Raw genomic sequence first — 24518 nt, forward strand, 5'->3', positions numbered from 1 at the left:
CACATCATGCATCACAGTGCGCCGTCCGCCGACGACGCCACCCCAGCGCGCACAACAGCCGGCACTGTCCGCCTGACCACCGCCCAGGCGCTGGTGCGCTATATCGCCGCGCAACGTGTGGCGACCGAAGACGGCAACGGCACTGAGCCGCTGTTCGGCGGCGTGTTCGCGATCTTCGGCCACGGCAACGTGGCGGGCATGGGCGAAGCCCTGTACCAGCATCGCGACGAACTGCCCACTTTGCGCGCCCATAACGAGCAGGCGATGGCGCATAGCGCGATTGCGTACGCAAAGGCGCATTTGCGCCGCCGCATGATGGCCGTCACGACGTCGATCGGACCCGGCGCCACGAATCTGCTGACGGCGGCGGCGCTCGCGCATGTGAACCGTCTGCCGGTGCTGCTGCTGCCGGGCGACATCTTCGTGTCGCGTGCGCCCGATCCGGTGCTGCAACAGCTCGAGGATTTCAACGATGGCGGCGTGTCCGCCAATGACGCGTTCAAACCTGTCTCGCGCTACTTCGATCGCATCGTTCATCCGGCGCAATTGCTGAGCGCGTTGCCGCGCGCCGTGCGCGTGCTGACCGACGCCGCGTTGTGCGGGCCAGTCACGCTCGCGTTGCCGCAGGACGTGCAAGCGCATGCATGGGATTTCCCGGTGGATTTCTTTACGCCGCGCGTCGTGCGGTTTCATACGCCCGCGCCGCGTGTCGACGAGATCGACGCCGCCTGCGCGCGCTTGCGGCACGCGAAGCGGCCGCTGATCGTCGCGGGCGGCGGCGTGCTCTATGGGCGCGCCACCGATGCCTTGCACCGCTTCGCGACCACGCACGGCGTGCCGGTCGCGGAGACCCAGGCCGGCAAGAGTTCGCTCGCGTGGAACGATCCGCTGAACGCCGGTGCGTTGGGCGTGACGGGCTCGCCCGCGGCGAACGCGCTCGCGCACGACGCCGACTGCGTGCTGGCAATCGGCACGCGCCTGCAGGACTTCACCACCGGTTCGAACACGCTGTTCACGCAGGCCGACGTGGTTGCGATCAACGCGAACGCGTTCGACGGTCTCAAGCATCGTGCGCTGGTCGTCGAAGCGGACGCGCGGCTCGCGCTCGATGCACTCGCCGAGCCGCTGCATGGATGGCATGCGGACCGCCCATGGACCGCACGCGCGCACAAGCTCGCGGCCGGCTGGCGCGATACGGTGAACACGCTCACGCATGCGCCGCAACGCGATGCCGTGCTGCCTTACGAGGGCGACGTGATCGGCGCGGTGCAGCGTTCCAGCGCGCATTCCGCGACGGACGACATCGTCGTGTGCGCGGCCGGCACGTTGCCCGCCGAATTGCACAAGCTGTGGCGCGCTGGCAGACCTGGGGCCTATCACGTCGAGTACGGCTATTCGTGCATGGGCTACGAGATTGCCGGCGGACTCGGCGTGAAACTTGCGCGGCCCACGCGTGAGGTGATCGTGATGGTCGGCGACGGCAGTTATCTGATGATGAACAGCGAGATCGCGACCTCGGTGATGCTCGGCGCCAAGCTGATCGTCGTGGTGCTCGACAACCGCGGCTTTGGCTGCATCAACCGCCTGCAGCAGGCCTGCGGCGGCGCGCCGTTCAACAACCTGCTCGACGACTGCGTGCAAGCGCCCACCGGCGCGCCGCGCATCGATTTTGCCGCGCACGCGCGCTCGCTTGGCGCACAGGCCGAGCACGTCGACCATATCGCGGGACTCGAAGCCGCGTTGCAGCGCGCACGCGCGGCCGATCGCACCTACGTCATCAGCATCGACACCGACCCGGCCCGCACCACCGACGACGGCGGCTGGTGGTGGGAAGTCGCGGTGCCCGAAGTTTCCACGCGCGACACGGTGCGCGCCGCACGCGCGAAATACGATGCGCAGCTCGCGGCGCGCGCCGATCCGGCAGCGTCTTCGGGCAATGACACCGGCCATGTCGCCCACCCCACGCACGCCGCCCGCACCGACAACGAATGAGGATGCTCGCATGACTGCTTTCGACGTACGTATCGGCATCAACCCGTTGTCATGGATGAACGACGATCTGCCGTCGCTGGGTGGCGAGACGCCGCTCGACGTGGCGCTGACGGAGGGTCGCAAGATCGGCTACGAGGGCTTCGAACTCGGCAACAAATTTCCGCGCGAGCCGCAGGCATTGAAGACGCTGCTCGCGCAATACGATCTCGCGCTGGTGTCCGGCTGGTATTCGGGACGCCTCGCGCGGCGCAGCGTCGAAGAGGAGATCGCGTCGGTCGGCCCGCATCTCGAACTGCTCGCGCAAAACGGCGCGACGGTGATGGTCTATGGCGAAGTCGCCGATTCGATTCAGGGCGCGCCGCAGCCGCTCTATCAACGACCGCGCTTTTTCAGCGACGCCCAATGGGCCGCATACGCGGCGCGTGTCGACGAATTCGCGCGTTATACGCGAAGCCACGGCGTGCGGCTTGCGTATCATCACCATATGGGCGCTTACGTCGAAACGCCGGCCGACGTCGATCAACTGATGGCGCGCACCACCGACGCCGTCGGCCTGCTGTTCGACGCCGGGCACATCACATTCGCCGGCGGCGATCCGCTGGCGGTGCTCGACAAACATATCGCGCGTGTGTGCCACGTGCATTGCAAGGACGTTCGCCCCGTCGTGATGAAACTGGCGCGCAACCGCAACTGGAGCTTTCTCGATGCGGTGATCGCCGGCGCCTTCACGGTGCCCGGTGACGGCGCGGTCGATTTTCCGGCGCTGATCGCCCGCCTGAAGCGGCATGGCTATCGCGGCTGGCTGGTGGTCGAAGCGGAACAGGACCCGGTGGTGGCGCCGTCGTTCGAGTATGCGCAGAAAGGCTTCATGACTTTGCGGTCGTTGGTCGATGCACCGCCCGACACCGCGGACCGTAACGTGCAGGAGGCAGTATGAGTCTATTGGTGAAGGCGCAGCGCGAAGGCCAGACGATCGCGCGAGTGACGCCGCAGTCGGCATGCTGGCGCTATGTGGGATTCGCCGCGTACCGGCTGGGCACGAGCGAAGTCGTGCACGTGTTCGAGCCGTCGCGCGAGGTATGCATCGTCGTGCTCACCGGCACGGTGGATGTCGAAACCGCCGACGCCCGCTGGACCTCGCTGGGTTCACGCGACAGCGTGTTCGAGGACGCCGCCCCGTATGCGGTGTATCTGCCGCCCAACGTGCGCGCGACGGTGCGCGCTTGCCGCGATGCGGAGCTCGGCGTGGCGAGCGCGCCGGCCAAAGGCGAGTATCCGGCACGTCTGATCGAACCGGCCACGATGAAGCGCTCGACGCGCGGCAAAGGGCTAAATACGCGCTACGTCTGCGATATTCTTGCGCAGACCGAACCCGCCGAATCGCTGCTGGTGGTTGAGGTTAGAACGCCTGGCGGACATGCTTCGAGTTATCCGCCGCACAAGCACGACACCGACAACGTGCCGCACGAGAGCGCGCTGGAGGAGACTTACTATCACCGACTCAATCCGCCGCAAGGTTTCGCGTTCCAGCGCGTGTACACGGATACGCGCGACATCGACGAGTCGATGGCCGTGGAGAATCACGACGTCGTGATGGTGCCGCGCGGCTATCATCCGGTGGTCGTGCCGTACGGGTATGACTCGTACTATCTGAACGTGATGGCGGGCGCGCAACGGGTCTGGCATTTCCGCAATGACCCGGCGCACGAATGGATCATTAATAAGGATGCCTGACGACACATCCTGCAGGGATTCGAGCGTTCGCGACAATAACAATCGGGGGTCGATAACAACATGCGTGCAATAGCGAGACGAAGGTTCATTTCACTGTCACTGGCCGCATGCGCAGCCGGCATAGTCGCGTATCGGGCGCGCCCGGGCGGCATCGCCTATGGCAAGGCGTCGCGTCAGCGGCTAGACGTATATGCGCCCGAGTCCCGCACCCGCACGAACCACCCCGTCGTCGTGTATTTCTACGGCGGAGGCTGGCAAAGTGGTCATCGCTCGCTGTCGCGAGGAGTCGCGCAAGCGCTCGCCGCGCGAGGCATCGTAACGATCGCGCCAGATTACCGCATCTATCCGGAGACCGTCTTCCCGGGCTTTCTCGACGACCCTGCTGCCGCCGTGCGCTGGACGCGCGATCATGTGCGCGAATTCGGCGGCGACAGCGGACGCATTTTCGTGATGGGACATTCTTCCGGCGCGCATATGGCGGCGATGCTCGCGACCGATCCGCGCTATCTGGCCGCGCACGGCATGTCGAACACCTCGCTGTCCGGGATGATCGGACTCGCGGGTCCATACGCCGCAATTCCGACGAGCGACCCTCACATGGACAGGATCTTTCCGGCGGCCCTGCGCCAGCGGGCGCTGCCCATCGCGTTCGTCACGGGAAACGAGCCACCGATGTTGCTCGCCGCCGGCACGGCGGATACCGATGTCGATCCGCATAACAGTGATCGTTTTGCAGACGCGCTGCGCGCGCATCGCGACGCCGTCGAACTGAAAAAATATCCGGGTTACGGCCACGATACAATCATCGAGTCGTTTTCGGCGGTGCAGAATACGGCCTCACCGGTTCTGGCCGACGTCATCGCCTTCATCGACGCGCATTAAAGATCCGCTTCGATAATCGGCGCAGAAAGACTGCGGCTTTCGCCCAGCCGGTGGCCGGTGTCGAAAGCGAAGGCGCCATAGGAGTGTCCCGGTAGCCGATCGGACGAATGTCTCTGGTCAGGAGGAGAGGCAGCAGCAACCGCATCGCGACGTTGCTGACGAGCGCCTCGGGCTGCGCGCGAACTTCCCCCGCTTGCTCTCAGTGCAATTATCCCTCGCAATGAAATATTAAGGTATAAGTTTGACGCATCTCTTTTTATACCCTAACATGAAATTGTAGGGTATAAGGAGTCGCTAGCTATGGCCAGCTTCCACAACGACGCACTGCAAACGCTGTATTCCTCTATCACCGAGCGCGCCAGCGTACAACGTCACATCCCGCTGCATTCTCCGGGCTCCGCTGCGCAGAAGACCGTTGACGGGAAAACGTACACCTACTGGCGGGTTTATCTGGCCTCAGGAAAGCACAAGGAAACCTCACTGGGCCGAGCGGGAGAGCCCGCTACCAACGCTGCGCTCGAGGCGAGACTACTCGGGAGCGCGGAGATGCGCGTGCTTGCCGCCGACGTCCAGGTTCTGCGCAAGGCGAGCTTTGCTGCTGCCGACAATTCTTCGGCGCTGACTCTCGCAACGCTCTTTAACGCCGGCATCTTCAGCCACGGCGGAGTGCTCGTCGGCTCCCACGCATTCGGTGGGCTCCTGAACAGCCTCGGCGTTCGTCTGCCTGCGAACTACAGGACTGAGGATATCGACATCGGCAGCACGGGGACCATTTCGGTGGCTATCCCGGAAGACCGCAGCTTTCTCGACATCCTGCGTGACAGCGGTATTCCCTTTATCGAGGTGCCGGAACTGGACTCGCGAAAGCCGTCAACCTCGTTCAAGGCTCGCGGACAACCCCTCAAGGTGGACTTGCTCGTGCCGGGTACCGAGGCGTACGAGACGAAGGCCTTGCCCCAGTTGCGCGCACACGCGACAGGGCTTCCATACTTCAGGTATCTGGTATCAAACCCGGCGCGCGGCTTTATCCTTGGCAAGGAACACGTGGTCCCGGTGATGCTGCCGGACCCCGCGAGATTCGCTCTTCACAAGCTTGTCGTCAGCACGCTTCGCGACCCATCGCGCGCACTCAAGGCAGACAAGGACCGACGGCAAGCCGCTGTGTTGATTGACGCGCTCACAGAGAAATTTCCGGACTGGTTGACGACAGCCACCAACGACCTGGAGAAGAGCGCGCGCCCCCGGGTTGCCATGGCGGCTGCCCAGGCCCTGAACCTTGCTCCGGGCTTGTCGGAACGCGCCCGAGATTTTCTGGCTGATTTAGGCGCCCTCGCGTAGCCTGGGTTCTCCTTCGCCTAGTCGAACGCCGGTTCCGAGAACCGCTCGATCCAGACTGCCAGGCGGTCGGCCGCAAAACTGGCAGTGCGTGTGCCGGCGCGGCAGGCGATGGTGTCACCTTCACGCACAAACTGCAGCGCGCCGCCGGCTTCTTCCAGCCACAGCAGGCAGGCCAGCCAGGCGGCGTGCTCGGCCGATACGGCCTGACCCACCGGCCGGGTGAGGAACTCGCTCAGCGTGGTCGGCGAAGTCCAGATCAGCGCATCGCCACCGCCGCGTACTGTGGCGCCGAGGACGTCAGTGAAGATCTGCACCGCATCGGCAGCGCTGCGTCCCGCATTCCGCGTACGCAGCTCCGCCAGGCGCGTGCTGACCGCGTGGCCGAAGCTGCCGCTGCATTCGCTCTCGGCACCCACCAGGTCGGCGTAGTCCATCCGTTGCCAGTCCGGCTCCGCATTGCGCATACCAGCCAGTTCGGTGCCGGCCAGGTAGGTTTCCACCGGCTGGAAGCGGCCCGGGCCGATCAGGCTGGCGCACAGCGTGTGCACTATGCCGATGCGGGTGGCCACGGTCTGCGTCTGCAGCACGCCCAGCTTCTCGCGCACGAGTTGGTCGCGTTCCTTGCGCAGTCCCGACAGCTCCAGCGCCTGCCTCATCTCCATGCGCAGCGCGGTGATGTCCCACGGCTTCTTGATATAGCGATGTATCTGGCCTTGATTCACGGCCTCGACGGTCTGGTCCAGCTCCGAATACGCGGTCGTCAGAATCCGGACGATGTGGGGATAGCGTTCGCGCGCATAGCGCAGAAGTTCGTTGCCATATTCGCCCGGCATGCGCTGGTCGGACACCAGCACGGCCAGGCTGGCGGCGTGGGCATCCAGCATTGCCTTGCCGTCCTCCACGGAGGCGCCCGTTACCACCGGCGCGATCGAGCCGATGGCGCGCTCGAAGTATTTGACCGCGGTGGCTTCGTCATCAACGAACAGAATCGCCGGGGGCGGCGTCTGGTCGGCGCTCGTATTGCTCATTGGTAACTCCTGTGCATTCGATCCTTGAAATTTGGGAATTCCAGCGTCACGGTCATGCCGGCGCCGGACGCGGACGCGATCCTGATACTCTCGCCAAAGGACTGCATGACGCGGTTGCAGAAAATCATGCCGAAGCCGCTAACGCCGGCGTTCGTGATAACTGTGTCGACCAGCAGGCGCTGCATCACCTCGGGCGCAACACCGGGGCCGTTGTCGCTGATGCCAGCACCGCGCGGACCGTGCCCACGCCTAGCGGTTTCTCCAGGATTCGAAACACCTCGCCAGCATTGACCGCTCCCGGCAGCGCGTTGTTGTCCGCGTAGGCTGTCACCAGGATCCGCACGATATGCGGATACTCCTGAGACACCTGCCGCAGCAGGTCGTCGCCGTGCCGGCCCGGCATGCGGAAGTCGGTCACCAGGATCGCCACCCGTGCACCTTCGCGGCGCAGGATCGACATGGCCTCGTCCGCGCCGCCGGCGAGCAGCACCTCATAGTCGCTGCCGGCCGAGCGCGCAAAGTATTTGCGGGCCAACTCCTCATCATCGACATAGACGACAGTCTGCCGCGCTTGCTGGGTCTCTCTCATTTCGATATCACTCGACACGCAGCAGGTCGAAGTTGAACGCGGTCCACTCGCCCAACTGGCTTTCTGCAAACAGTGTGCCGCCGTGCCGCTCCACCACCGCATAGCTGATGGACAGGCCAAGGCCGAGGCCCTGGCCGACTTCGCGGGTGGTGAAGAATGGTTCGAACACCCGCGCCAGATTCTCCGCGGCGATCCCCGGGCCGTTGTCGCGCACATTCACGTGCAGCCGGTCGTCGTGCCATTGCGCCGTGACATCGATCTGCGGCGATACGGTGCCGGCCTTGCGCATGGCCAGAGCAGCATTCGAGAACAGGTTGATGAGCACGCCGATGATGGCGGCTTCGTCGCCCAGCACAAGGGTGTCGCCGGGCAGCTCACGCGTGACCTTCACGCCGCGCAGCTCATGTGCGCTCAGCCGGAGCGATGAGTCAAGCGCCTTCTCGAACAGGAACGGCACGTCGTCTGCCGCCGCGCCGGGCTTGCGGTAGGCAAAGGTCTTCAGGTCCGACACGATATGCTGGATGCGGAGCATGCCCTGCTTGGCATCCATCAGGCACTCCTGCAGCGACGGGCTGTCCTTGGCCTGCGATTCCTCCATGGCTAATTCGATGGCCATCAGGCAGAAGTTCACCGGGTTGTTGACCTCGTGGAGCAGCCCCGCAGACAACGTACCGATTGCGGCCATCTTCTCCTGCTGCAGCAACTGGCCCTTGATCTGCGCCAGGCTTTCATTGGTGCGGGCGAGCTGGTCGTTTTTGTGCGCCAGCTCATCCTTTAGCCGGAAAAGCTGGAAACGGCCCTTCTCGTTGAAGTAGGTGTAAATGGAGCTGGCCAACGCGCAGAAGAAGATCAGGATTAGCTGGAACTGAAACTTGCTCGCGTCCTGTATGCCGCCCGGATGTGCCACGCAGGCGATGTAATAGAGCAAGACCGTGGCCAGGCCGAATGCCAGCGTCTGCCAGTAGCCGGAGGGGAACAGGATCCCCACCGCAAAGATCGTCAGCATAAGCCCGGCATAGAACAGCGAGTCCTCGCCCTGCGTGGCATAAATCATCCAGCAGATCATTGCCTGCGGCAGCAGCAGCCAGAAGAAGGTGATGACCTGCACCTGGCGTTTGCCCGTTTCCGTATAAAGCGAGAGCAATGCCAGCCCGATGGCCGCGCTGGTCAGCACCCGAACGATGGCGAAGTACTTCTGCTCAGCCGGATACACGACATGGTCCAGCGCCACGCCCATCAGCACCAGCACGATCACGGTCAGGCCGCCCGCCTTGCTGCACAGCAACCGGTAGTCGCGCAGCTCTTCACGATAATTCGAATGTAGCCCAGCCAGGGATGTTGTCATCTCAGGCTACTTGTTGCTGGCCGATCATTACCTCGGCAAATACATTAACCCCGGTCGGGTCCGTATACAGGCGCGGCTCGCCGCAGTTCTCCGGCATGATTTCGGCCATCTGTGCCTCGTTGCGATAGATCAGGTACCACTCCAGCACGTGCTCCATGCTGAAGCGCTCCGGGTTGTCGGCGTGGACATTGGTGACCAGCAGGCGGCCGCCCCGTTTGGTGCGGCTGGCAAAGTACTGGTTCAGCCGGGCGCAGACCTTGTCCGACAGGTAGTCAAACAGGCCGGCGCAATAGACCGCGTCGAATTCGCGGACGTCCGGTGCGTCCGCATCCATCCGGCGCTTGAGCAGGTGGTGGACGGAATCCTGCGTGTAGCTAATGGTCATGCGCGTGGCCGTTTTCTGTGCGATCGCCCCCAGGCGATCGCGCGTCCAGTCCAGTGTCTCCTGGCTGAAGTCGAGCAGTTCGAACGTCAGCCACTGCGGTTCGTCGTATTCATGCATGAAGCGCTGGATCTCCTGAGCGGGGCCGCAACCCACGTTCAGCACCCGGAACGGCCGCCGCGCGGCGCGCGCTTCATTGGCCAGCCGGGTCAGGTAGTCGACCAGCAGCTCGATGCGATTGCGGTGCGCGCGTGCCACGGCCGTCTGCAGGAAGGCCGCGTTGACGATCTGGAAATACGTGCTCGGGCCCTGGCGGGGATCGTCGAGCATCTGGTTGACCATCTGGTAGTCACCGGCATAGCCCAGCGGCTTCGTGAAGGTGCGGAAGACGAAGGGCGAGCGCAGCAGTAGCGGATGTAGCGCGGCCTGGGCAAAGGCACGGTGTGCCGGCGCCAGTTCTTCGTCGACCAACCGCGCCTCGCCTTCGAATTCGTCGAAGTAGAACTTGGTCCGTTCCATCAGTGGCGATGCCAGTTCGAGGAAGAAGTCCTCGCGCAGGCTCTTGCCTTCCTTCGGCATGGTATCGACCAGGTCCGCCTGCTCGACCCAGCGCGACATGTCTGAGAGAAAAGCCCGGATCTGGTTGACCGCGATCTGGTAGTCACGGCGGATCTGAAAACGCTCGGCCCAGTCCTGCGCAAACCGGCGGGCTTCTTCCCCCACCGCCCGCGCTTCCAGCGCGGCGCCGCCACTCAGTTCCCGCCACTCGGCAATCAGCGTCACCGAGATAATGGCTGTCAGGCCGGTATTGACCATACTGATCACGACCGCCTTGCCCGAATAGGCGTGTTCCACGCCCATCTTGACCGACAGGTCGCTCAGCACCTCACTGACCTGGACAATCGAGTACGGGTTATAGACCTCCATCACCAGGGACTTTCGCTGGAGATTGATGATCGTGCCCCGCACCTGCTCGCCCTGCGAGTTGCGGAAGCTCACTACCGGATCGATTTGCGTTTTGGAATACACAGTATTGCGGCCAGGTAAGTACCACGAGGAGTTGGTTTTAAATTCGGTGCCATACCCAGGCCAGCAGGTCGGCCAGCTCGGCGTCGATGGTTTGCCTGGTCCAGGTGACGAAGCGTTGCCATCGGTACTTCAGTTGCCGCCACGGCAACCCCTCTCTTTCCAGGCGGCGTACCACTTCTTCCCGAACTGCATCGGCCAGACAAGTTATGCATTTGTCTTATCCGCGTCGCATCGCGACAGCACGTATGCTAATGGCATCACGGCTTCAACGACCCTCATTAGCCTGGTGGGCCTGAAGGCCGGTTTCGGAACAATCCGGACCTTTGCGATTGCAGCATTCTACTGATAAAAGAGAATGCTGTCGTCTCGCGCGGATTTCATCAGTGAAACTAGCTGGAGGCACTCGACGAAAGCGCGCCAAAGTACTACGAGGGCTGCCCCGTTGAGCGCAGGCTCAATCGAGTTCTTTGATAGTGCAAAGTGCAATGCCGCTCCTGTGCGTGTGAGAAGGCGCACACCGTCATATTTGCGAGTCTTGTGGGGTGAAGCGCGGCGGGAAGTAGGAGACTTCGGATCCTGGCTGTAACTGGAGAGCTCAAAGAGCAGGCGCGACGACGTCTGAATTGGCCAGGCTCAAGGAGCTCGAGCGTGAGAACCGCGAATTGCGCATAGCTAACGAGATCCTGCGCAAGGCAACACTATCTTCATTTCAATGGTGTCTTTCTCTTTGAATGAACGTCAGCAAGAAACTTTAGCTGCCTTGCTATAGGCCGCACATGAACCTGTTATTCACGGGTGATGACGAGACCTTCGTCTTCGCTTGACTCTTCGCTTGACTCTTTGTTTGACTCTTCGCTTGACTCTTCGCTTGACGAATGGCCGCCTCCTGATGAGGAACAGCCGTCTCAACGTCCGAGCGACAGCACGAGCGAACGACGCTTGCTGGCCGCACTGCGTCTCACGGCCTGGTGCGACGATCGTCTCAGGCGCGCGCCTTACGCAAAAGGCATAACCTGACCCACCCTGGCAGTCTGTGGGCCGCACGGCGAGGCGCGGCCGCAGGTGCTCATCGCTGTAAAGATCACGACCTCACGGGCGTGAAGCCGTCGGGACTCCAGTCCTCGCTGCCGACTCCGTGATGGACGAAAAAGAAGCCCTCCGGGTCGTAGCGGTCTTTGATCGATTTCAGCCGCGCATAATTGGTTCCCCAGAACGCCTCGCGCCAATCTTCACGAAAAAAATCGGTCTCCGAAATATATGAGCCGCTTTGTGGTGACAACGCTTTGAGAACGGCCGCAGCCTTGGCCACATTTTCGGCATTGCGATGTGCCTGTGCCATGTCAGGTGGAGTGATCGGGAGACCCGCAAATGGCGGCGCACCGCCCGTAGCAATAATCACCAGGCCAAAGGCGTCGGCGACTTTCGGATTCATCGCGCACTGACTCGCCTGCTCGTTCACTTCCGGCGGTGCGCCTGCGAGTCCTTTGTTGAAATGCAACTCTACCGCTTGAAATTGGGCCGCCGCCACGAGGGCGTCAACGAGCCGACCGCGTTGTGCCGGTTCGAGAAGGGACGCGGGCAGCCATTGCGACTCGTACGCGTGAAGGAATACGGAGGCCTGATCTCCGTCGCCTCGCCACCAACCATGGTTGTGCGCGGCTTTGTCGCGTGGGTCTGGCACAAGTCCCGGGTTGGCTTCGAGGTCCCACCAGTGACGCGACGGGCCCGCGCCGACGTGAGGTTCCTCGTTTAAGGTGAAAGCCTTCGGCGAGGCGCGCACCCAATCGATGAAAGACACCCAGGCCGACTTTGCTTCATGATCGTTGAGGCCCTGGCACACCATTGCCACGTGGATCTCGTCGTTTTGAAAGATGAACCGCTCGCCCCAATGAGGGTTGAACAGATTATCTGCATAGTGATCAACCAATCGCCGAACCAGCCGCCGGTAAGCCTCACGTGATGAAGCTTTGATCTTGAACCCAGCCCAGCCAAAGCTTTCGGGCAGGTCATGGGTCTGTAAAGTGATCCTGGTCACCACTCCAAAACTGCCGCCGCCCCCGCCTTTGAGCGCCCAGAAAAGATCGGGCTCCCGGGATGCGTTGACCGTGCGGACAACGCCGTCAGCGGTGACGACCTCGGCCTGGAGCAGACTCGCAGCCGCCAATCCGAAGCGCTTCGAGAAAGAGCCGAAACCGCCGCCCAGGACGAGACCGGCAACTCCCACGGTCGTACATCCGCCACCCTGAACGTAGCGCCCCGCCTGGTTAGTGACGGCAGTGTAGACGTCGATCCACATGCAGCCTGCCTCTACAGTCACAGCCGGCGTCGGTGGCGTCGAGCAGTCGACTGGAACGAAAGCGTCATGGAGATCGATGCGGTTCATCGCGCGAGTCCAGATCAGAAGAGAATCTGGCGCGTTCGAACCGCCAAGGTAACTGTGACCGCCGCCTTTGACCACCAGACGCAAATTGTGTTGGCGCGCGAAATTGACGCCCGCAACTACGTCTGCGGTAGAGCGGGCTGCCACTGCGTAGGCGCTTGCGTTCGATGTCCATGCATCAAGCCAGCCAGAGATCTGGGTGCCGCCAGGATCGTCGCCGAGCGCGATCGGGTTTCGCGCTTCCTTGAGCCTCGCAAGACAATCTTGCGCGTGGGGCGCTTGCGCACAGGTCTGCCAAATCGTTCTTGGTTGCAACAGATTTCCGCCAACCGCTCGGTTCAACGCCTCCCATTCCGGCGCTTTCGGCCAGGCAGGATCGCTGGGCCGAACGCGGCCCGCTCTAGCCGCAGCAGGAAGCACTTTGGCGAAGGTCGCGGTAGTGGTAAGGAATGGCAGGGCGGCAACCCTCTTTAGAAGGCATCGTCTGTTCATGACGTCTCTTCTCCTTGCCAAGGGTGAACCGCCCTGGCGAACAATTTTTTCTGAATTCTAAAGCGACGCCGGATAGCCCGGTCGAGCGAATGGCCGCTGCAAGACGTTGCGAGCCCGTTTGGCGGTCCCGCGAGCACTTATACTGGTTGTGTGATCACCTGCCGCTGGCGCAATACGGCGAGCCGTTTCCGCTCCGCAGCAGACCTTATGGCCGACGCCGGTTTGACACCGTCGTTCAGTAACCGGCGACGCAGCGTATCTGCCGCGTTCTTGCAGGCGGCCGGACGAGCCTGGCGGCGGCAACGCATCCCCATGTGGAGCATTGTGTGAGATACGATTGATTGCGGGGGGCGGCTTGCACAGGCAACTCCACGGGTGTGACCCGCACCATTGCCGACGATCGGCGCATTGTGGTACAGCGGCCGTTCCTGGGCCGAACCCTGTCCCACGACGACAGGCTCAGCTCGACCACAAGAGACTAAAGACAACCTGGAGAACGGCAGCGGCGTGCGCGTAATCAGTGGTACGTCGTCGTAGACGACTGCAGCTTCGTCAGCGCGCCGCGCTGGAATCGGAACCAGCCTTGTGAGCCTTGCATCACGACTTCATCGCCTTGCCAGAAGACGCGCTTGACCGTCATGCGCGTGCCACAGCGCTGCACAAGTGGAGGACGGTGGCGAAAGTCGTACAGCACCGGGCCGGAATCGGTCTGCACGAGCGTGCGCGTGACCGTGTCATTTGTGTTGCCCACGTCATCGAAATGCGTGAGTGTGTTCGCGCCAAAGCGATCGAAACTTTCCTTGTCGAGCATCGCCACGAAGTCGTGGTCGACGCGCACGAATTGCAGTGTGCCCGAGGGCGTGCCGAGCGGGCCGGACGCGTTGCTTTGCGCGTGAACGCAAGTCGCGAAAGAGGTGGCTGCGAGCGCAGCGACGAACAGTCGTCTCATGTTGCCTTTCAGGTTCAGCGGCGTCTCCGACGACGGAGCACGACTCGCAATGTTCCTTGGGAAATTTGTCGTCAATTTTGCTCGACACGTCGAAGGTCTGCAACTCGCCGCGTGCCGCCTCATGCAATGAGGCTTATGCCGCTGAACCCCGCAAGGCTGCGATCGTCGACACGCGTCCCTCTGCGGACCGTGGACCCGGCGTCGCCTCGACGGCCGCTTTGAGATGCCGTCAGTCTTCGCCATTCCGGAGCCCATCGAGGCGCCATTCTGGAGACTCGACGTCCCTGGACCAAGGCCTCATTGACCAGCATGAAGTTCAGGTGTCTTATTGCATCGGGAAGGTTCACGTGTCCATAACCTGGTCCGCGCCAGCGGAGCCTCCCCTGACCTGCGGATTCAGTTTATCGAGCAGGTTGAGGCCGGCAGCGATCTGGACTCAACCCGCGTGATCAAACAGTACTGGAATGGCAGATCAACTCAGCTGCTGGCAGGGTTGGCCCTCCTATGCCGCGAACGTTGACAGAAGCGACGCTGCCAACCTCGCGCCCGTGCAGTTCGTGCATCGCGACAAAAGCAGGTGGTTTTGGACGTTCAGCGGCGCTTGCCTGAACGCCGACATCAAGACGACGACCGGAACAAGCGACCGTGGGGTGATCCCAGTCGCGTGCGCGCCCGCTCGGGAAGCCTCCTTTGCATGCCACCAGGCGAGCCGCCGATACCTTGGTCCCGCTGCAATATGAACCGTAGGGAGAGAGCAAACATGGACTGGAATCGCTGGTACAGCTTAAAGAGCTACCTGAGGTCTTCGCTGTGGACTGTGCCGCTCATCGCGATCGCGATCTATGCCGTGGTGAAGCCTGTGGCTGAAATGGCAGGAAGATGGATGACCAGGCAAGGGACCCTTGATCCGAAAAGCAGCCTGCTTGGCCTGTCCATGACTGGGGCGCGGTCGCTGCTCGGTGACATCGTTTCCGCAGACATGGCGTTTCTGGTATTTACGTTCGGTTCGCTGCTCGTCGCAATCCAGGTTGCCGGCGGCCAGTACACCCCGCGGATCATCGCAACGACGCTGCTGCGCGATAACGTCATCCGTTGCATCTCGGGATTATTCGTTTTCACACTGCTGTTCGCCAATAGAACGGCGGGCTGGATGGGTGAGAATGAGGTACTCCAGCTTCAAGTCTTCATTGCAGCGCTATTCGGATTCACTTCCGTCGTCGCTTTCCTTTTCCTGATTGACTACGCCGCGAAGTTTCTGCGCCCTGTCAGCCTCGTGGCTCGCGTTGGGGAGCAAGGGATCGCGGTCATCGAGAGCGTTTATCCCGCCCCGTCTACGGGTGCGATTACCGCGCCGGAACGCGACAAAGAGCGAGGCGTACCTGATCGCATTGTTAGTCTGCGCGGGAGGTCTGGCATCGTTCTGGCCGTGAATCTGGAAAGGCTGGTGGCCAAGGCGCGACGCGCTAACGCAGTCATCGAATTCGTGCCGCAAGTCGGTGATTTCGTCGCGGTGGACGAACCCTTGTTTTATTTGTACGGGAACTCTGACGCAATCGATGAAAACAGGCTGCGCACACTTGTCGCTTTCGGAACGGAACGCACGATGGAGCAAGACCCAATGTTCGCGTTTCGCATCCTGGTCGATATTGCGCTAAAAGCGCTGTCGGCAGCGATCAACGATCCGACCACGGCCGTGCTTGCGATCGATCAGTTGCACCGACTATTGCGCATGGTAGGCAAACGGTCTCTGCGCGTCGAAGAGATTGAGGATAGTTCGGGGCGAGTGCGCGTGATCTTGCGGACGCCCAATTGGGAAGATTTCGTGCATATCAGTTTCCGCGAGATACGACAGTATGGCGCGGGCAGCATTCAAATCGCGCGGCGTCTGCGCGCGGCGATAGAGAACCTCATCCAGAGCCTGCCGGAGCATCGTCATGACGCATTGCGCGTTGAGCTAACACTGATCGACCGCGCGATCGCCGCGAATCATCCATTTCCGGAAGACCTGGCGTTGGCCCGCATCCCCGACTCGCAAGGGCTTGGAGGTTCGGCAGTCTCGACGGCAAACAACTAGCCCTTTCGGAGGCGAGCCATGCGCAAACTCATCATGGGCATCGTTGAATTTCGCGAGAAAATGTTGCCGCAATACGCGAAGCAGTTCAGCAAACTGGCGCTTGCGCAGACACCTGATGCGCTCTTCATTACGTGCTCGGACAGCCGGGTTGTGCCGGACCTGCTTGCCTCGACCCATCCGGGCGATCTGTTCACGATGCGCAATGTCGGCAACCTGATACCACCAGCAACTGCGGAGGGGGCCTCTACCGGTGACCTTTCCGAGGCAAGCGCAATCGAGTACGCAGTACTGGTGCTGAAAGTCGCGAATATTGTTGTGTGCGGGCATTCCGAGTGCGGTGCGATGAAAGCCGTGCACACACGCAACGCCAAGCTGAAAGCGCCGAACCTCGATAGATGGCTATACCACGCCAACAACGCAGCGTTTCGCCTCGAACACGAAGGTCCGCTCGATGACAGGTTGAAACCGCACGATCAATTGTCGCAACTCAACGTACTGGTGCAGCTCGAGCATCTGATGACATACCCGATAGTCCACCAGCAGGTCACTGCCGGGGCACTGGTATTAAGCGGCTGGTGGTTCGACATCGCGACGGGCGACATGTATGCCTATGAACGCACGAGCCGCTCATTCGAAGTCATCGACCGCGCGATGGCGGAGCGGATGATTGCGCGCCTCGCCTCGCGAGCGCGGTGAAGGTGCGAGAAGTCTTTCTACACGAATGCCTTCCTGGGTCCATGCGCTAGCCGTGGCCAGGCGACTCAACGAACGTCCCCGAAAAACACTAGACTTCGACACACCGGCTGAGAGATTTCATCAAACCGTTGCATCGACCGGTTGAATCCGCAGGCTCAAGAGGGACATTCCACTTTCTCTACAGCGGGCATTCGTGACGTGATTCCCGCTCACGGGATCAATAGCATCGCGTTGACAGACAACTAGAAATACTTGAATTTCACCTGACGCCACAGTTCAGGATCGCTGCAGTGTCCGACGTCTTTTCTTGCATCAAGCATCCCTTCTACGACTGCCTTTTCCTTCGGAAGGCAGAGCATATCGAATGACCAGAGGCCTGCAAAATGATTCACCTCGTTGCCAAAGTAATTTCTGGAGTTGAAAATTGGCGTGATATAGTAATACAGATCGTATCTCAAATCTGAAAAATATTCTACAAAGACCTTTGAATTATCGCCATTGTAGGGATTCATATATTCCAGATAAACAACCGGCCTACAGGTTGAAATTGTCGTACGCGCACCGGCAAGCATGTCAACTTCAAATCCTTCGATGTCAACTTTGAGGAGATCCAATCGTGGGAAATTCATTGAATCGAGTGTCCGCATCGATATCGCTTCCGTTGGACAATCAGTCAGATGGAGGGAGGATGCACCAAAATTATTTGTCACCGTTGGATCGGCTACCGGAAAAGAGATTGTTTTGTTCTCGCTTCCGACAGCGTGAGGATACGCAAATACATTGAAGCATTCGTTCAAAGAAAGGTTCGCACAGAGCAGTTGAAACGTATGCCGCTGCGGTTCGAAGGCATGAACGATACCGGCCAAGCCAACGGCTTTGGACAAGCCAACAGTGTGAGAGCCAATATTAGCTCCTGCCTCTACAACGACATCTCCCTCGCGGATAATCTGCTGAAATAGAAAGGATTCTGGTTCGGACCATTCCCCATACGCCTGTAAGCTCCTGCCCACAAAGGTATCGTTCGTGTTGTACAACATGATGCCGTGCCGGCATCGTTTTTGTTCGTAAACAGGCACGTTTTCCCCTCAAAGGCGTTTACAATAATCACTCATGCGGACGCGCCGCTCCTGAGCTTCCTTAACCGCAATCCGAACTAGCGCGCTCTGTCCACAGAAGACATTCGAGCAAAACAAGAGCAGGACGCCAAGCCGATAACCAGTAGGCGCCCCGTTACATCAATGCGTCGTCAAGTTGGCAATTGCTGCGTTTAATTGTTCCACAGTGACCGCGTCAGTGGGAGCAACCCCATCGCTGAGTTGAGAGATGCTTCTCCCACCAACTGCGACAGTATTCGCTTGAGTAACTGTCGTGCCGCTCCCGATCGCTACAGAGTTTGTCGCAGATTGTGCGACGCTGGCTGCCATTCCCAAAGCGGCACCCGCAGTTCCAGTAACTGAAGCGCCTCTTCCAACCGCTACAGATTCATATCCTGCAGTACTGCTTTCACCAATTACAACGGCAACATCATCCGTCGCTTTGGCGTTGGCCCCTACCACTAGAGACTTCCCCCCTGAGTTAGAATTATTGCCTATAGCAATCGCGCCGAGTGCCCCAGTAAAGTTGGCTTGCGTTGTTGCGCCATTCCCTATAGCCACGCCAGTATCATTCAGATTTTGAGAGCTCGCCCCCACTGATACACCGCTGAATGCGGTGTGAGAATTTTCCCCAACTGCCACTGCTTGATCGCGCTCTGTCAACGACCCTACCCCTGCCGCGACAGAAGTGGTCCCTCGCGTATCTCCGGCTGGCACATATTGCGCAAAAACATTAACAGAAAAAATAGTCATGGCAGCGGCTAGTGCAATTTTTTTCATATTGTTGCTCCATTATTTGCAAAGAAAATGAAAACAAAAACATAAATTAACCAAAATCGCAGGGTAAAGCACCACCGTTTATAGGCGTCCACTTAATGATTCGATAATATTGAAATATTTGGCAAATCACGTAATCCAGTATTTATGTTGTCAACATTAATACCTTACCCGCACGCTCAAATGGCTTCATATTATTTTCTTTACCGCTTCCATCATGATTTTCCACTACTATGCTCTTGAGCCAGATGCTTCGAATATTTCACATATGACAAGAAAACATCGATCTTTTAACATAGACAATCTCGACGCAAAAATGCGGCCTGCATCATGGATGCGTCAATCCGACCATGTCTTCATTTTTTCCCAACGCAATGTTTCACCGACCCTATTGTAGGAAACATAAGTGCGGGATGAAATCCCTTAAATGGGGCAAATTGTTAATTATTGTCAATGTAAATTCAAGGTGCATTTTTTGAGTTTTTCGGAGGAAGCCTATGTGGCTTTCATCGATAAATGGTGGGAATTTTCAACGCTATTCGAGCTGAGCCGACGTTCGAATGTCCGCCTGAAAGCGCGATCGAACGACCGTAGGTGGCCGAACCTAAACGACCGCAGTGCCTCGCGAATTTTTCCCTTTCCATGACACATGGCGTGGGAATTTCTCGCTTTATGTCACGCAGAACTGTGACCCACTTGCCACAGTTCGTGAAAAAACCATACGAATTCAGCACGCAGGTTTTCGCCCCGTGTGGCGTTCGACAAAACCGCCGCGATTCGCGGATCGATCAGCCGACGCCGAGCCACTCCCGCATCACGTCGACGCGCGTCAGAAACGACGCCAGTTCGCCATCGAACACGATTTCGCCATGCCCCATCACGGCAACCCGGCTGGCGATCTCGCGTGCAATCACGAGGCGCTGCTCGATCAGCAGCATCGCCACGCCGCGCTCGCGCAGCGCGCGCAGACATCCGGCAACCTGCTCCATCACACGGCTCGCGAGACCCTCGCCAGGTTCGTCGATGACCAGCAGATCGGGATCGCCGAGCAGAGCACGCGCCAGCGTCAGCATCTGCTGTTCGCCGCCCGATAGCGCACCGGCGCGCGTGCGCCTACGTTCACTGAGCGCAGGGAATAGCGCGTAAGCATCGTCGAACGTGAAGCGCGGCGTGCGGTGGCGAGCACGCGGCGCGACCCCGAGTTGCAGATTTTCATGCACAGTCAGCGTCGGAAATACATCGCGATGTTCAGGCACGTAACCGAGCCCGAGACGCGCGATCTCGAAGGTGCGCAAGCCGTCGAGCGGCCGGCCCGCAAAGCGCAGCTCGCCCGCGCTGCGCACGAGGCCCATGATCGCGCGTGCCAGCGTCGAGCGGCCAGAGCCGTTGCGTCCGACCAGCGCCAGTACTTCGCCGGGCTCGATGCGTAGCGTGACGCCATGCAAGGCCTGACTCGCGCCGTACCACGCGTTCAGGTCGCGAATGTCGAGCAGCGCGGTCACGCGCCTGCTCCTTTGCCGAATCCGCCGCTTAGTCCACCGCTTAGTCCGCCGCCTAAGCCGTCGCCAAGATAGGCGGCGCGGACCGCCGCATCCGCGCGTATCGCCGCCGGTGTGCCGGTCGCGATCACGCGGCCTTGCACCAGCACGGAGATCCGGTCGGCGAGCGCGAACACCGCATCCATGTCGTGCTCGACCATCAGCAGTGTGCGGCCTGCGGTGGTTGCGCGAATCAGCTCGATCGCGTGCGCCGCTTCCGCGCGGTTCATGCCAGCGGTCGGCTCATCCAGCAGCAACGTGTGTGCGCCGCCCGCGAGCGCAATGCCAAGGTCGAGCGCGCGCTGCTCCGCGTAGCTGAGCGTGCCGGCCCGAACGTGGCCGCGCGCACTCAGCCCTACCGCGTCGAGCACCTGTTCAGCGTGTGCATCGACGCTGCGCGAGCCGCTGAAGCGCTGCCACCAGCGCATGCGGCGACGCTCGGCCAGCATCGCCGCGCAGCGCAGATTGTCGAACACGCTCAGCCGCGCGAACACACTGGTGCTCTGGAAACTCCGCGCGAGCCCGCGCCGCGCGATCGCAGCCGGGGCGAGTCGCGTGATCTCCGCGCCGAACAGATCGATGCGCCCGGCGTTCGGCCGCGCGCCGCCGGCAATCAGATTGAAGAGCGTCGATTTGCCCGCGCCGTTCGGGCCGATCAGCGCATGGCGCTCGCCAGGCTCGATCGCGAGATCGACGCCGTGCAGAACGTGCGTGGGCCCGAAGCGTTTCCTGATGCCGTAGACGGCGAGAGCCGGAATCATCGCGCGTCTCCGGTGGACTGGCTCGCGCGGGCGCGCCCGGCAAGACGAGCTTGCGCGCGCACCGCGCAGTGCGTGGCGAGCGCCCCCGAGGCGCCCAGCACGAACAGCGCGACGCCGAGCCAAAGCGGCGACGCCGCGCTGGACCACGGCACGCCGGCGAGGTTGAACGCAGCGCCATCGTTCGTACCGAACTGCGCGGCGTACGCCCATTGCACCGCGAGCACGACGGTCGCTGTCCACAGCAGCGCGGCGGCCGTGGCCCACAGATAAGCCGCGCGGCAGCGGCGCCAGCCGTGCGTCGCGACGCGCGCCGTATGCCGCCCGGCGAATCCCGCGAGGCCATCCGGCGACACGACCACCACGACGATAAAGAACAGCCCCAGATAGAACAGCCACGCCCGCGTGACGCTCGCGACCACGACGCTGAAAAACGTCATCACGAGCGCGCCCGCAACCGGCCCGAAGAAGGCGGCGGTCCCACCAATCACCGTGGCGATCAGCACCGCGCCCGAGCGCATCATGCCGATGCTTTCCGTCGACACCAGTTCGAGATTGATCAACCCCAACGTGCCCGCGATGCCCGCGAAAAACGCCGACAGCACCACGACGCCGTAGCGGATGCGGCGCGGGTAACAACCGATCGCCGCGGCACGCGCCGGGTTGTCGCGCACGGCGTTGGCGAGTCGCATGAACGGCGTGCGCGACAGCGCGAACATCGCCATGCTTGCCAGCAGGCACCACAGCGCGATCAACGCATAGGCCTCGCGCGCCGGGCCGAAGCTCCAGTTGCCCACGAGCGGTGCGCGGGTACGATCGATCGCCACGCCCGCCACGCCGCCGAACCAGTCGGGCAGCGCCCACGCGGCCGCCACCACCAGTTCGCCGAGGCCGAGCGTGATCATCGCGAACGCTGTGCCGGCGCGTCGCGTGGCGATGAAACCGAACGGCACGCCGCACAACGCGCCGCCGATTCCGCCAAGCAACGGCAGCAGCATGAGCGGCACGCCGATCCGGTTGAACACCTGCGCGGCGACCAGCGCGCCGAGCCCCGCATACGCGGCATGGCCGAACGACAGCAGCCCGGTTTCGCCGAGCAGCAGGTTGTACGACAGTGCGAAGACGATCATCGTCGCGCTCTGCGCGAGATAGGCGAGCAGCCAGCTTTGCGGCCAGACGAACGGCGGCACCGCGAGGAACACGACGAGCGCGAGCCACGGCGCGAGAGCGCGCCCGATCGCGCGGAGCGATGCCGCGCGCCGCGGGGACGCGCGGGACGGTCTGGACGCTCCGGCGGGCTCACGCATGATCGTCGTGGCGCCCGAACAGCCCGCGCGGGCGCAGTGCCAGCATCGCGACGAGCAACAGATAAGGCAACAGCGGCGCGAGTTGCGCGAGCGTCAGTGCGTCCCAGTCGACCGGCAACGACACGCCGACGATCGACAGCACATCGCCCAGCGACACGTCAGTCGCGACCGCCAGCGTCTGCACACAGCCGACCAGTAGCGATGCGGCGAGCGCCCCGCTCAACGAACCGAGCCCGCCGATCACGACCACCACGAACACGATCGAGCCGAGCGATTCCGCCATCGCCGGTTCGATCACGAAGAGCGGTGCGCCGATCACGCCGGCCAGCGCGGCGAGCGCCGTGCCCGCGGCGAACACGCCGGTGAACACGCGCGGCACGTTGTGGCCGAGCGCTTCGACGGCGCTCGCGTGCGTCAGCGCGGCGCGCACGATCAGCCCCGTCTTCGATACGCGCAACACCGCGTACAGCACCACCAGCATCGCCAGCGACACCGCCATCATGAACGCCCGGTAGCGCGCGAAAGCTGCGCCGTAGACCGTGAACAACGGGCCGTCGAGCACGGCCGGAACCGTCGCGGAAAGCGGGTTCAAGCCCCAGCCAAGTTTGACCAGTTCGCCGAGCAGATAGGCGGCGCCGAACGTCAGCAGCAACTCCGGCAGATGGCCGTGGGTGCGCACACGGCGCAACAACCAGCGCTCCAGCGCCGCGCCGAGCAGCCCGACGACGAGCGGTGCGAACACCAGCGCGCTCCAGAAACCGGCCCGCGCGGCCACCGAGAAACCGACGTAAGCCCCCAGCATGTAGAAGCCCGCATGCGCGAAATTCAGCACGCCTAACATGCTGAAAATCAGCGTGAGGCCAGCCGACAGCATGAACAGCAACAGGCCGTAGCTGACGCCGTTGAGCAGATTGATGACGAGCGACTGCACGTGCCTATTCCGTGCGCACGACGACGTTCAGCGGTTCGAGCGCCGCGCGCAGGTCGGCGGACAAGCTCACGGGACGGCGCGTGACGCGATCCACATACACGTGTACGAAGTAGCCCTGCGCGGCGGGCTGGGCGTCGCCTTCCTTGAAAAGCCCGACTTCGTAACGCACGCTCGACGTGCCGAGCCGCGTCACCCGCAAGCCCGCTTCGACGCGCTCGGGAAACACCAGTGGCGCGAAGTAGCTGCAGTGCGTCTCGACCACGAGCCCGATGGTCGCGCCATGCTCGAAGTCGAGCACGCCCGCGCGGATCAGATACTCGTTCACCACGGTATCGAAGTAGCTGTAGTAGACGACGTTGTTCACGTGACCGTAGACGTCGTTGTCCATCCAGCGGGTGGTGATCGGCAGGAAATGCGGGTAAGCGTTGCGCGCGGCGGGGGCGGGTTTGTTCATCGGACGTGGCGGGTGATCGGTGTGGTTGTCGGTGTGGTTGTCGGTGTGCTCGTTGTTGTGGTTGTCGAGCACTCATTGCGTCGCCAATTGCGTCGCTGCATCGCGGCGTCGCTGATGGCGTCGCTCATTGTCCCGGCCTGTCGACGAACTCGAACGGCAGGCCGCGCCGCCGCATCCATTCGCCGAGCGCCTGACCCGTGCCCGCTCGCCACGGCCGCAATCTGGCCGGCTCGACCAACCGGTATTCGAGCAATTCCGGCGACAGCGCGATAGTCCCGTACGCCTTCACGTGATACGCGATGATCACTTCATTCTTGCGGATGAATTCATACACGCCAATCAGCTCGACCGTCTCAGCATGCAGCGAGGTCTCCTCGAACACCTCGCGAGCGATGCCCTGTTCAGGCGTCTCGCCGTTTTCGAGGAAGCCGGTGATCAGCGCGAACACGCCTTCGGCCCACGCGGCGTTGCGAGCGAGCAGAATCTTGCCCTCATATTCGACGATCGCCGCAACTACCGGCAACGGATTGTTCCAGTGCACGTAGCCGCACACCTCGTCGGGACAGCTCTGGCGAATGCGGCCACCTTCGTGCTCGGGATCGGCGCGTTCGGTCAGAGGGGTGGCGCAGCGAGGACAAAATCGGTACTCGGTCATGGCGTGAGGATGTCTCTTTTGTCGTGGTTCGTGGTTCGTGGTTCGTGGTTCGTGATTCGTGATTCGTGGCTCGTGGCTCTGGTTCGTGGCTCGT

General features: G+C 61.7%; 23 protein-coding genes. 8 read left to right on the top strand and 15 right to left on the bottom strand.

The genetic code is table 11. The annotated features are described in order from the left end of the window. Positions 1-6 precede the first annotated feature (6 nt). The 5 genes from iolD to BN2475_RS22325 all read left to right on the top strand — a co-directional run bounded on the left by iolD (position 7) and on the right by BN2475_RS22325 (position 5946). Entirely contained in the window at positions 7-1992 is a 1986-nt protein-coding gene (gene iolD, locus BN2475_RS22305) for a 3D-(3,5/4)-trihydroxycyclohexane-1,2-dione acylhydrolase (decyclizing) (protein WP_425435558.1), read from the top strand. A 10-nt stretch (positions 1993-2002) separates the two neighbouring features. After that, the gene (gene iolE / locus BN2475_RS22310) at positions 2003-2929 is read left to right on the top strand and encodes a myo-inosose-2 dehydratase (RefSeq protein ID WP_094781676.1); all 927 of its coding nucleotides are present in this window, start codon (positions 2003-2005) and stop codon (positions 2927-2929) included. Beyond that, on the top strand, positions 2926-3726 hold the full coding sequence (gene iolB / locus BN2475_RS22315) for a 5-deoxy-glucuronate isomerase (protein WP_094781677.1): 801 nt from the start codon (positions 2926-2928) through the stop codon (positions 3724-3726). The genes iolE and iolB overlap by 4 nt, the downstream gene beginning before the upstream one ends. A 60-nt stretch (positions 3727-3786) precedes the next feature. Beyond that, positions 3787-4608 (top strand): alpha/beta hydrolase, encoded by an 822-nt coding sequence (locus tag BN2475_RS22320; RefSeq protein ID WP_094781678.1) that lies wholly within the window; start codon positions 3787-3789, stop codon positions 4606-4608. Positions 4609-4908: 300 nt separating this feature from the next. Then, positions 4909-5946: a GSU2403 family nucleotidyltransferase fold protein gene (locus BN2475_RS22325; protein WP_094781679.1), complete on the top strand. Its 1038-nt coding sequence runs from the start codon at positions 4909-4911 to the stop codon at positions 5944-5946. A 17-nt stretch (positions 5947-5963) separates the two neighbouring features. Here the strand turns inward: BN2475_RS22325 and BN2475_RS22330 are convergent, their stop codons facing one another. Genes BN2475_RS22330 through BN2475_RS22345 form a run of 5 tightly spaced genes read right to left on the bottom strand, consistent with a single transcriptional unit; the run spans position 5964 to position 10319 of the window. Beyond that, positions 5964-6974, bottom strand: coding sequence for a response regulator (locus tag BN2475_RS22330; RefSeq protein ID WP_094781680.1), 1011 nt, complete (start codon positions 6972-6974; stop codon positions 5964-5966). Then, entirely contained in the window at positions 6971-7159 is a 189-nt protein-coding gene (locus BN2475_RS35690; protein WP_245841479.1) for an ATP-binding protein, read from the bottom strand. Before BN2475_RS35690 ends, BN2475_RS22330 begins: the two co-directional genes overlap by 4 nt. Continuing rightward, a complete protein-coding gene (locus BN2475_RS22335) occupies positions 7159-7563 on the bottom strand; it encodes a response regulator (protein WP_245841482.1) in 405 nt (134 codons plus the stop codon). Before BN2475_RS22335 ends, BN2475_RS35690 begins: the two co-directional genes overlap by 1 nt. Positions 7564-7570: 7 nt before the next feature. Continuing rightward, positions 7571-8908 carry a sensor histidine kinase gene (locus BN2475_RS22340; protein ID WP_094781681.1) on the bottom strand — a complete coding sequence of 446 codons (1338 nt, stop codon included), beginning with the start codon at positions 8906-8908 and terminating at the stop codon, positions 7571-7573. Between the two features lies 1 nt (position 8909). Then, positions 8910-10319, bottom strand: coding sequence for a class I SAM-dependent methyltransferase (locus BN2475_RS22345; protein ID WP_094781682.1), 1410 nt, complete (start codon positions 10317-10319; stop codon positions 8910-8912). Here BN2475_RS22345 and BN2475_RS22350 point away from each other — a divergent pair. Beyond that, a complete protein-coding gene (locus tag BN2475_RS22350) occupies positions 10309-10665 on the top strand; it encodes a hypothetical protein (protein ID WP_143325842.1) in 357 nt (118 codons plus the stop codon). The two genes, BN2475_RS22345 and BN2475_RS22350, sit on opposite strands and share 11 nt — an antisense overlap. 735 nt (positions 10666-11400) lie before the next feature. On the opposite strand, the gene BN2475_RS22355 is transcribed toward BN2475_RS22350, so the two are convergent. Beyond that, positions 11401-13191, bottom strand: coding sequence for an FAD-binding oxidoreductase (locus tag BN2475_RS22355; protein WP_094781684.1), 1791 nt, complete (start codon positions 13189-13191; stop codon positions 11401-11403). A gap of 517 nt (positions 13192-13708) precedes the next feature. Then, the gene (locus BN2475_RS22360) at positions 13709-14140 is read right to left on the bottom strand and encodes a hypothetical protein (protein ID WP_094781727.1); all 432 of its coding nucleotides are present in this window, start codon (positions 14138-14140) and stop codon (positions 13709-13711) included. Positions 14141-14900: 760 nt separating this feature from the next. Here BN2475_RS22360 and BN2475_RS22365 point away from each other — a divergent pair. Together BN2475_RS22365 and BN2475_RS22370 are read left to right on the top strand one after the other, a co-directional pair. Then, on the top strand, positions 14901-16214 hold the full coding sequence (locus BN2475_RS22365) for a DUF2254 domain-containing protein (RefSeq protein ID WP_094781685.1): 1314 nt from the start codon (positions 14901-14903) through the stop codon (positions 16212-16214). Positions 16215-16232: 18 nt separating this feature from the next. Continuing rightward, positions 16233-16910, top strand: coding sequence for a carbonic anhydrase (locus tag BN2475_RS22370; protein WP_094781686.1), 678 nt, complete (start codon positions 16233-16235; stop codon positions 16908-16910). 242 nt (positions 16911-17152) lie between these two features. Here BN2475_RS22370 and BN2475_RS22375 read toward each other — a convergent pair whose 3' ends face one another. From BN2475_RS22375 to BN2475_RS22405, 8 genes are all read right to left on the bottom strand, one after another. After that, positions 17153-17947: an FkbM family methyltransferase gene (locus BN2475_RS22375; RefSeq protein WP_245841484.1), complete on the bottom strand. Its 795-nt coding sequence runs from the start codon at positions 17945-17947 to the stop codon at positions 17153-17155. 198 nt (positions 17948-18145) lie between these two features. Next, entirely contained in the window at positions 18146-18784 is a 639-nt protein-coding gene (locus BN2475_RS33770) for a hypothetical protein (RefSeq protein WP_143325845.1), read from the bottom strand. 785 nt (positions 18785-19569) lie between these two features. Next, positions 19570-20283: an ABC transporter ATP-binding protein gene (locus tag BN2475_RS22380; protein WP_094781688.1), complete on the bottom strand. Its 714-nt coding sequence runs from the start codon at positions 20281-20283 to the stop codon at positions 19570-19572. Then, positions 20280-21080, bottom strand: coding sequence for an ABC transporter ATP-binding protein (locus BN2475_RS22385; RefSeq protein ID WP_094781689.1), 801 nt, complete (start codon positions 21078-21080; stop codon positions 20280-20282). Before BN2475_RS22385 ends, BN2475_RS22380 begins: the two co-directional genes overlap by 4 nt. Next, positions 21077-22384: a branched-chain amino acid ABC transporter permease gene (locus BN2475_RS22390; RefSeq protein ID WP_094781690.1), complete on the bottom strand. Its 1308-nt coding sequence runs from the start codon at positions 22382-22384 to the stop codon at positions 21077-21079. Before BN2475_RS22390 ends, BN2475_RS22385 begins: the two co-directional genes overlap by 4 nt. Continuing rightward, positions 22377-23315, bottom strand: coding sequence for a branched-chain amino acid ABC transporter permease (locus tag BN2475_RS22395; protein ID WP_094781691.1), 939 nt, complete (start codon positions 23313-23315; stop codon positions 22377-22379). The genes BN2475_RS22390 and BN2475_RS22395 overlap by 8 nt, the downstream gene beginning before the upstream one ends. Before the next feature lie 4 nt (positions 23316-23319). Then, a complete protein-coding gene (locus BN2475_RS22400; RefSeq protein ID WP_094781728.1) occupies positions 23320-23769 on the bottom strand; it encodes an acyl-CoA thioesterase in 450 nt (149 codons plus the stop codon). A gap of 124 nt (positions 23770-23893) precedes the next feature. Beyond that, on the bottom strand, positions 23894-24424 hold the full coding sequence (locus BN2475_RS22405; protein ID WP_094781692.1) for an NUDIX domain-containing protein: 531 nt from the start codon (positions 24422-24424) through the stop codon (positions 23894-23896). Positions 24425-24518 lie beyond the last annotated feature (94 nt).

Origin of the sequence: Paraburkholderia ribeironis (genome assembly GCF_900019265.1) — a bacterium.
GTDB classification, from domain to species: domain Bacteria; phylum Pseudomonadota; class Gammaproteobacteria; order Burkholderiales; family Burkholderiaceae; genus Paraburkholderia; species Paraburkholderia ribeironis.

Bases quoted from the DNA above. Each gene is read 5' to 3' on its own strand.
- BN2475_RS22385 (WP_094781689.1), bottom strand. From the start codon at position 21,080: ATGATTCCGGCTCTCGCCGTCTACGGCATCAGGAAACGCTTCGGGCCC.
- BN2475_RS22405 (WP_094781692.1), bottom strand. From the start codon at position 24,424: ATGACCGAGTACCGATTTTGTCCTCGCTGCGCCACCCCTCTGACCGAA.
- BN2475_RS22375 (WP_245841484.1), bottom strand. From the start codon at position 17,947: ATGTTGTACAACACGAACGATACCTTTGTGGGCAGGAGCTTACAGGCG.
- BN2475_RS33770 (WP_143325845.1), bottom strand. From the start codon at position 18,784: ATGAAAAAAATTGCACTAGCCGCTGCCATGACTATTTTTTCTGTTAAT.
- BN2475_RS35690 (WP_245841479.1), bottom strand. From the start codon at position 7,159: ATGCAGCGCCTGCTGGTCGACACAGTTATCACGAACGCCGGCGTTAGC.
- BN2475_RS22355 (WP_094781684.1), bottom strand. From the start codon at position 13,191: ATGAACAGACGATGCCTTCTAAAGAGGGTTGCCGCCCTGCCATTCCTT.
- BN2475_RS22335 (WP_245841482.1), bottom strand. From the start codon at position 7,563: ATGAGAGAGACCCAGCAAGCGCGGCAGACTGTCGTCTATGTCGATGAT.
- BN2475_RS22340 (WP_094781681.1), bottom strand. From the start codon at position 8,908: ATGACAACATCCCTGGCTGGGCTACATTCGAATTATCGTGAAGAGCTG.
- BN2475_RS22365 (WP_094781685.1), top strand. From the start codon at position 14,901: ATGGACTGGAATCGCTGGTACAGCTTAAAGAGCTACCTGAGGTCTTCG.
- BN2475_RS22330 (WP_094781680.1), bottom strand. From the start codon at position 6,974: ATGAGCAATACGAGCGCCGACCAGACGCCGCCCCCGGCGATTCTGTTC.
- BN2475_RS22400 (WP_094781728.1), bottom strand. From the start codon at position 23,769: ATGAACAAACCCGCCCCCGCCGCGCGCAACGCTTACCCGCATTTCCTG.
- BN2475_RS22320 (WP_094781678.1), top strand. From the start codon at position 3,787: ATGCGTGCAATAGCGAGACGAAGGTTCATTTCACTGTCACTGGCCGCA.
- iolD (WP_425435558.1), top strand. From the start codon at position 7: ATGCATCACAGTGCGCCGTCCGCCGACGACGCCACCCCAGCGCGCACA.
- BN2475_RS22325 (WP_094781679.1), top strand. From the start codon at position 4,909: ATGGCCAGCTTCCACAACGACGCACTGCAAACGCTGTATTCCTCTATC.
- BN2475_RS22390 (WP_094781690.1), bottom strand. From the start codon at position 22,384: ATGCGTGAGCCCGCCGGAGCGTCCAGACCGTCCCGCGCGTCCCCGCGG.
- iolB (WP_094781677.1), top strand. From the start codon at position 2,926: ATGAGTCTATTGGTGAAGGCGCAGCGCGAAGGCCAGACGATCGCGCGA.
- iolE (WP_094781676.1), top strand. From the start codon at position 2,003: ATGACTGCTTTCGACGTACGTATCGGCATCAACCCGTTGTCATGGATG.
- BN2475_RS22360 (WP_094781727.1), bottom strand. From the start codon at position 14,140: ATGAGACGACTGTTCGTCGCTGCGCTCGCAGCCACCTCTTTCGCGACT.
- BN2475_RS22370 (WP_094781686.1), top strand. From the start codon at position 16,233: ATGCGCAAACTCATCATGGGCATCGTTGAATTTCGCGAGAAAATGTTG.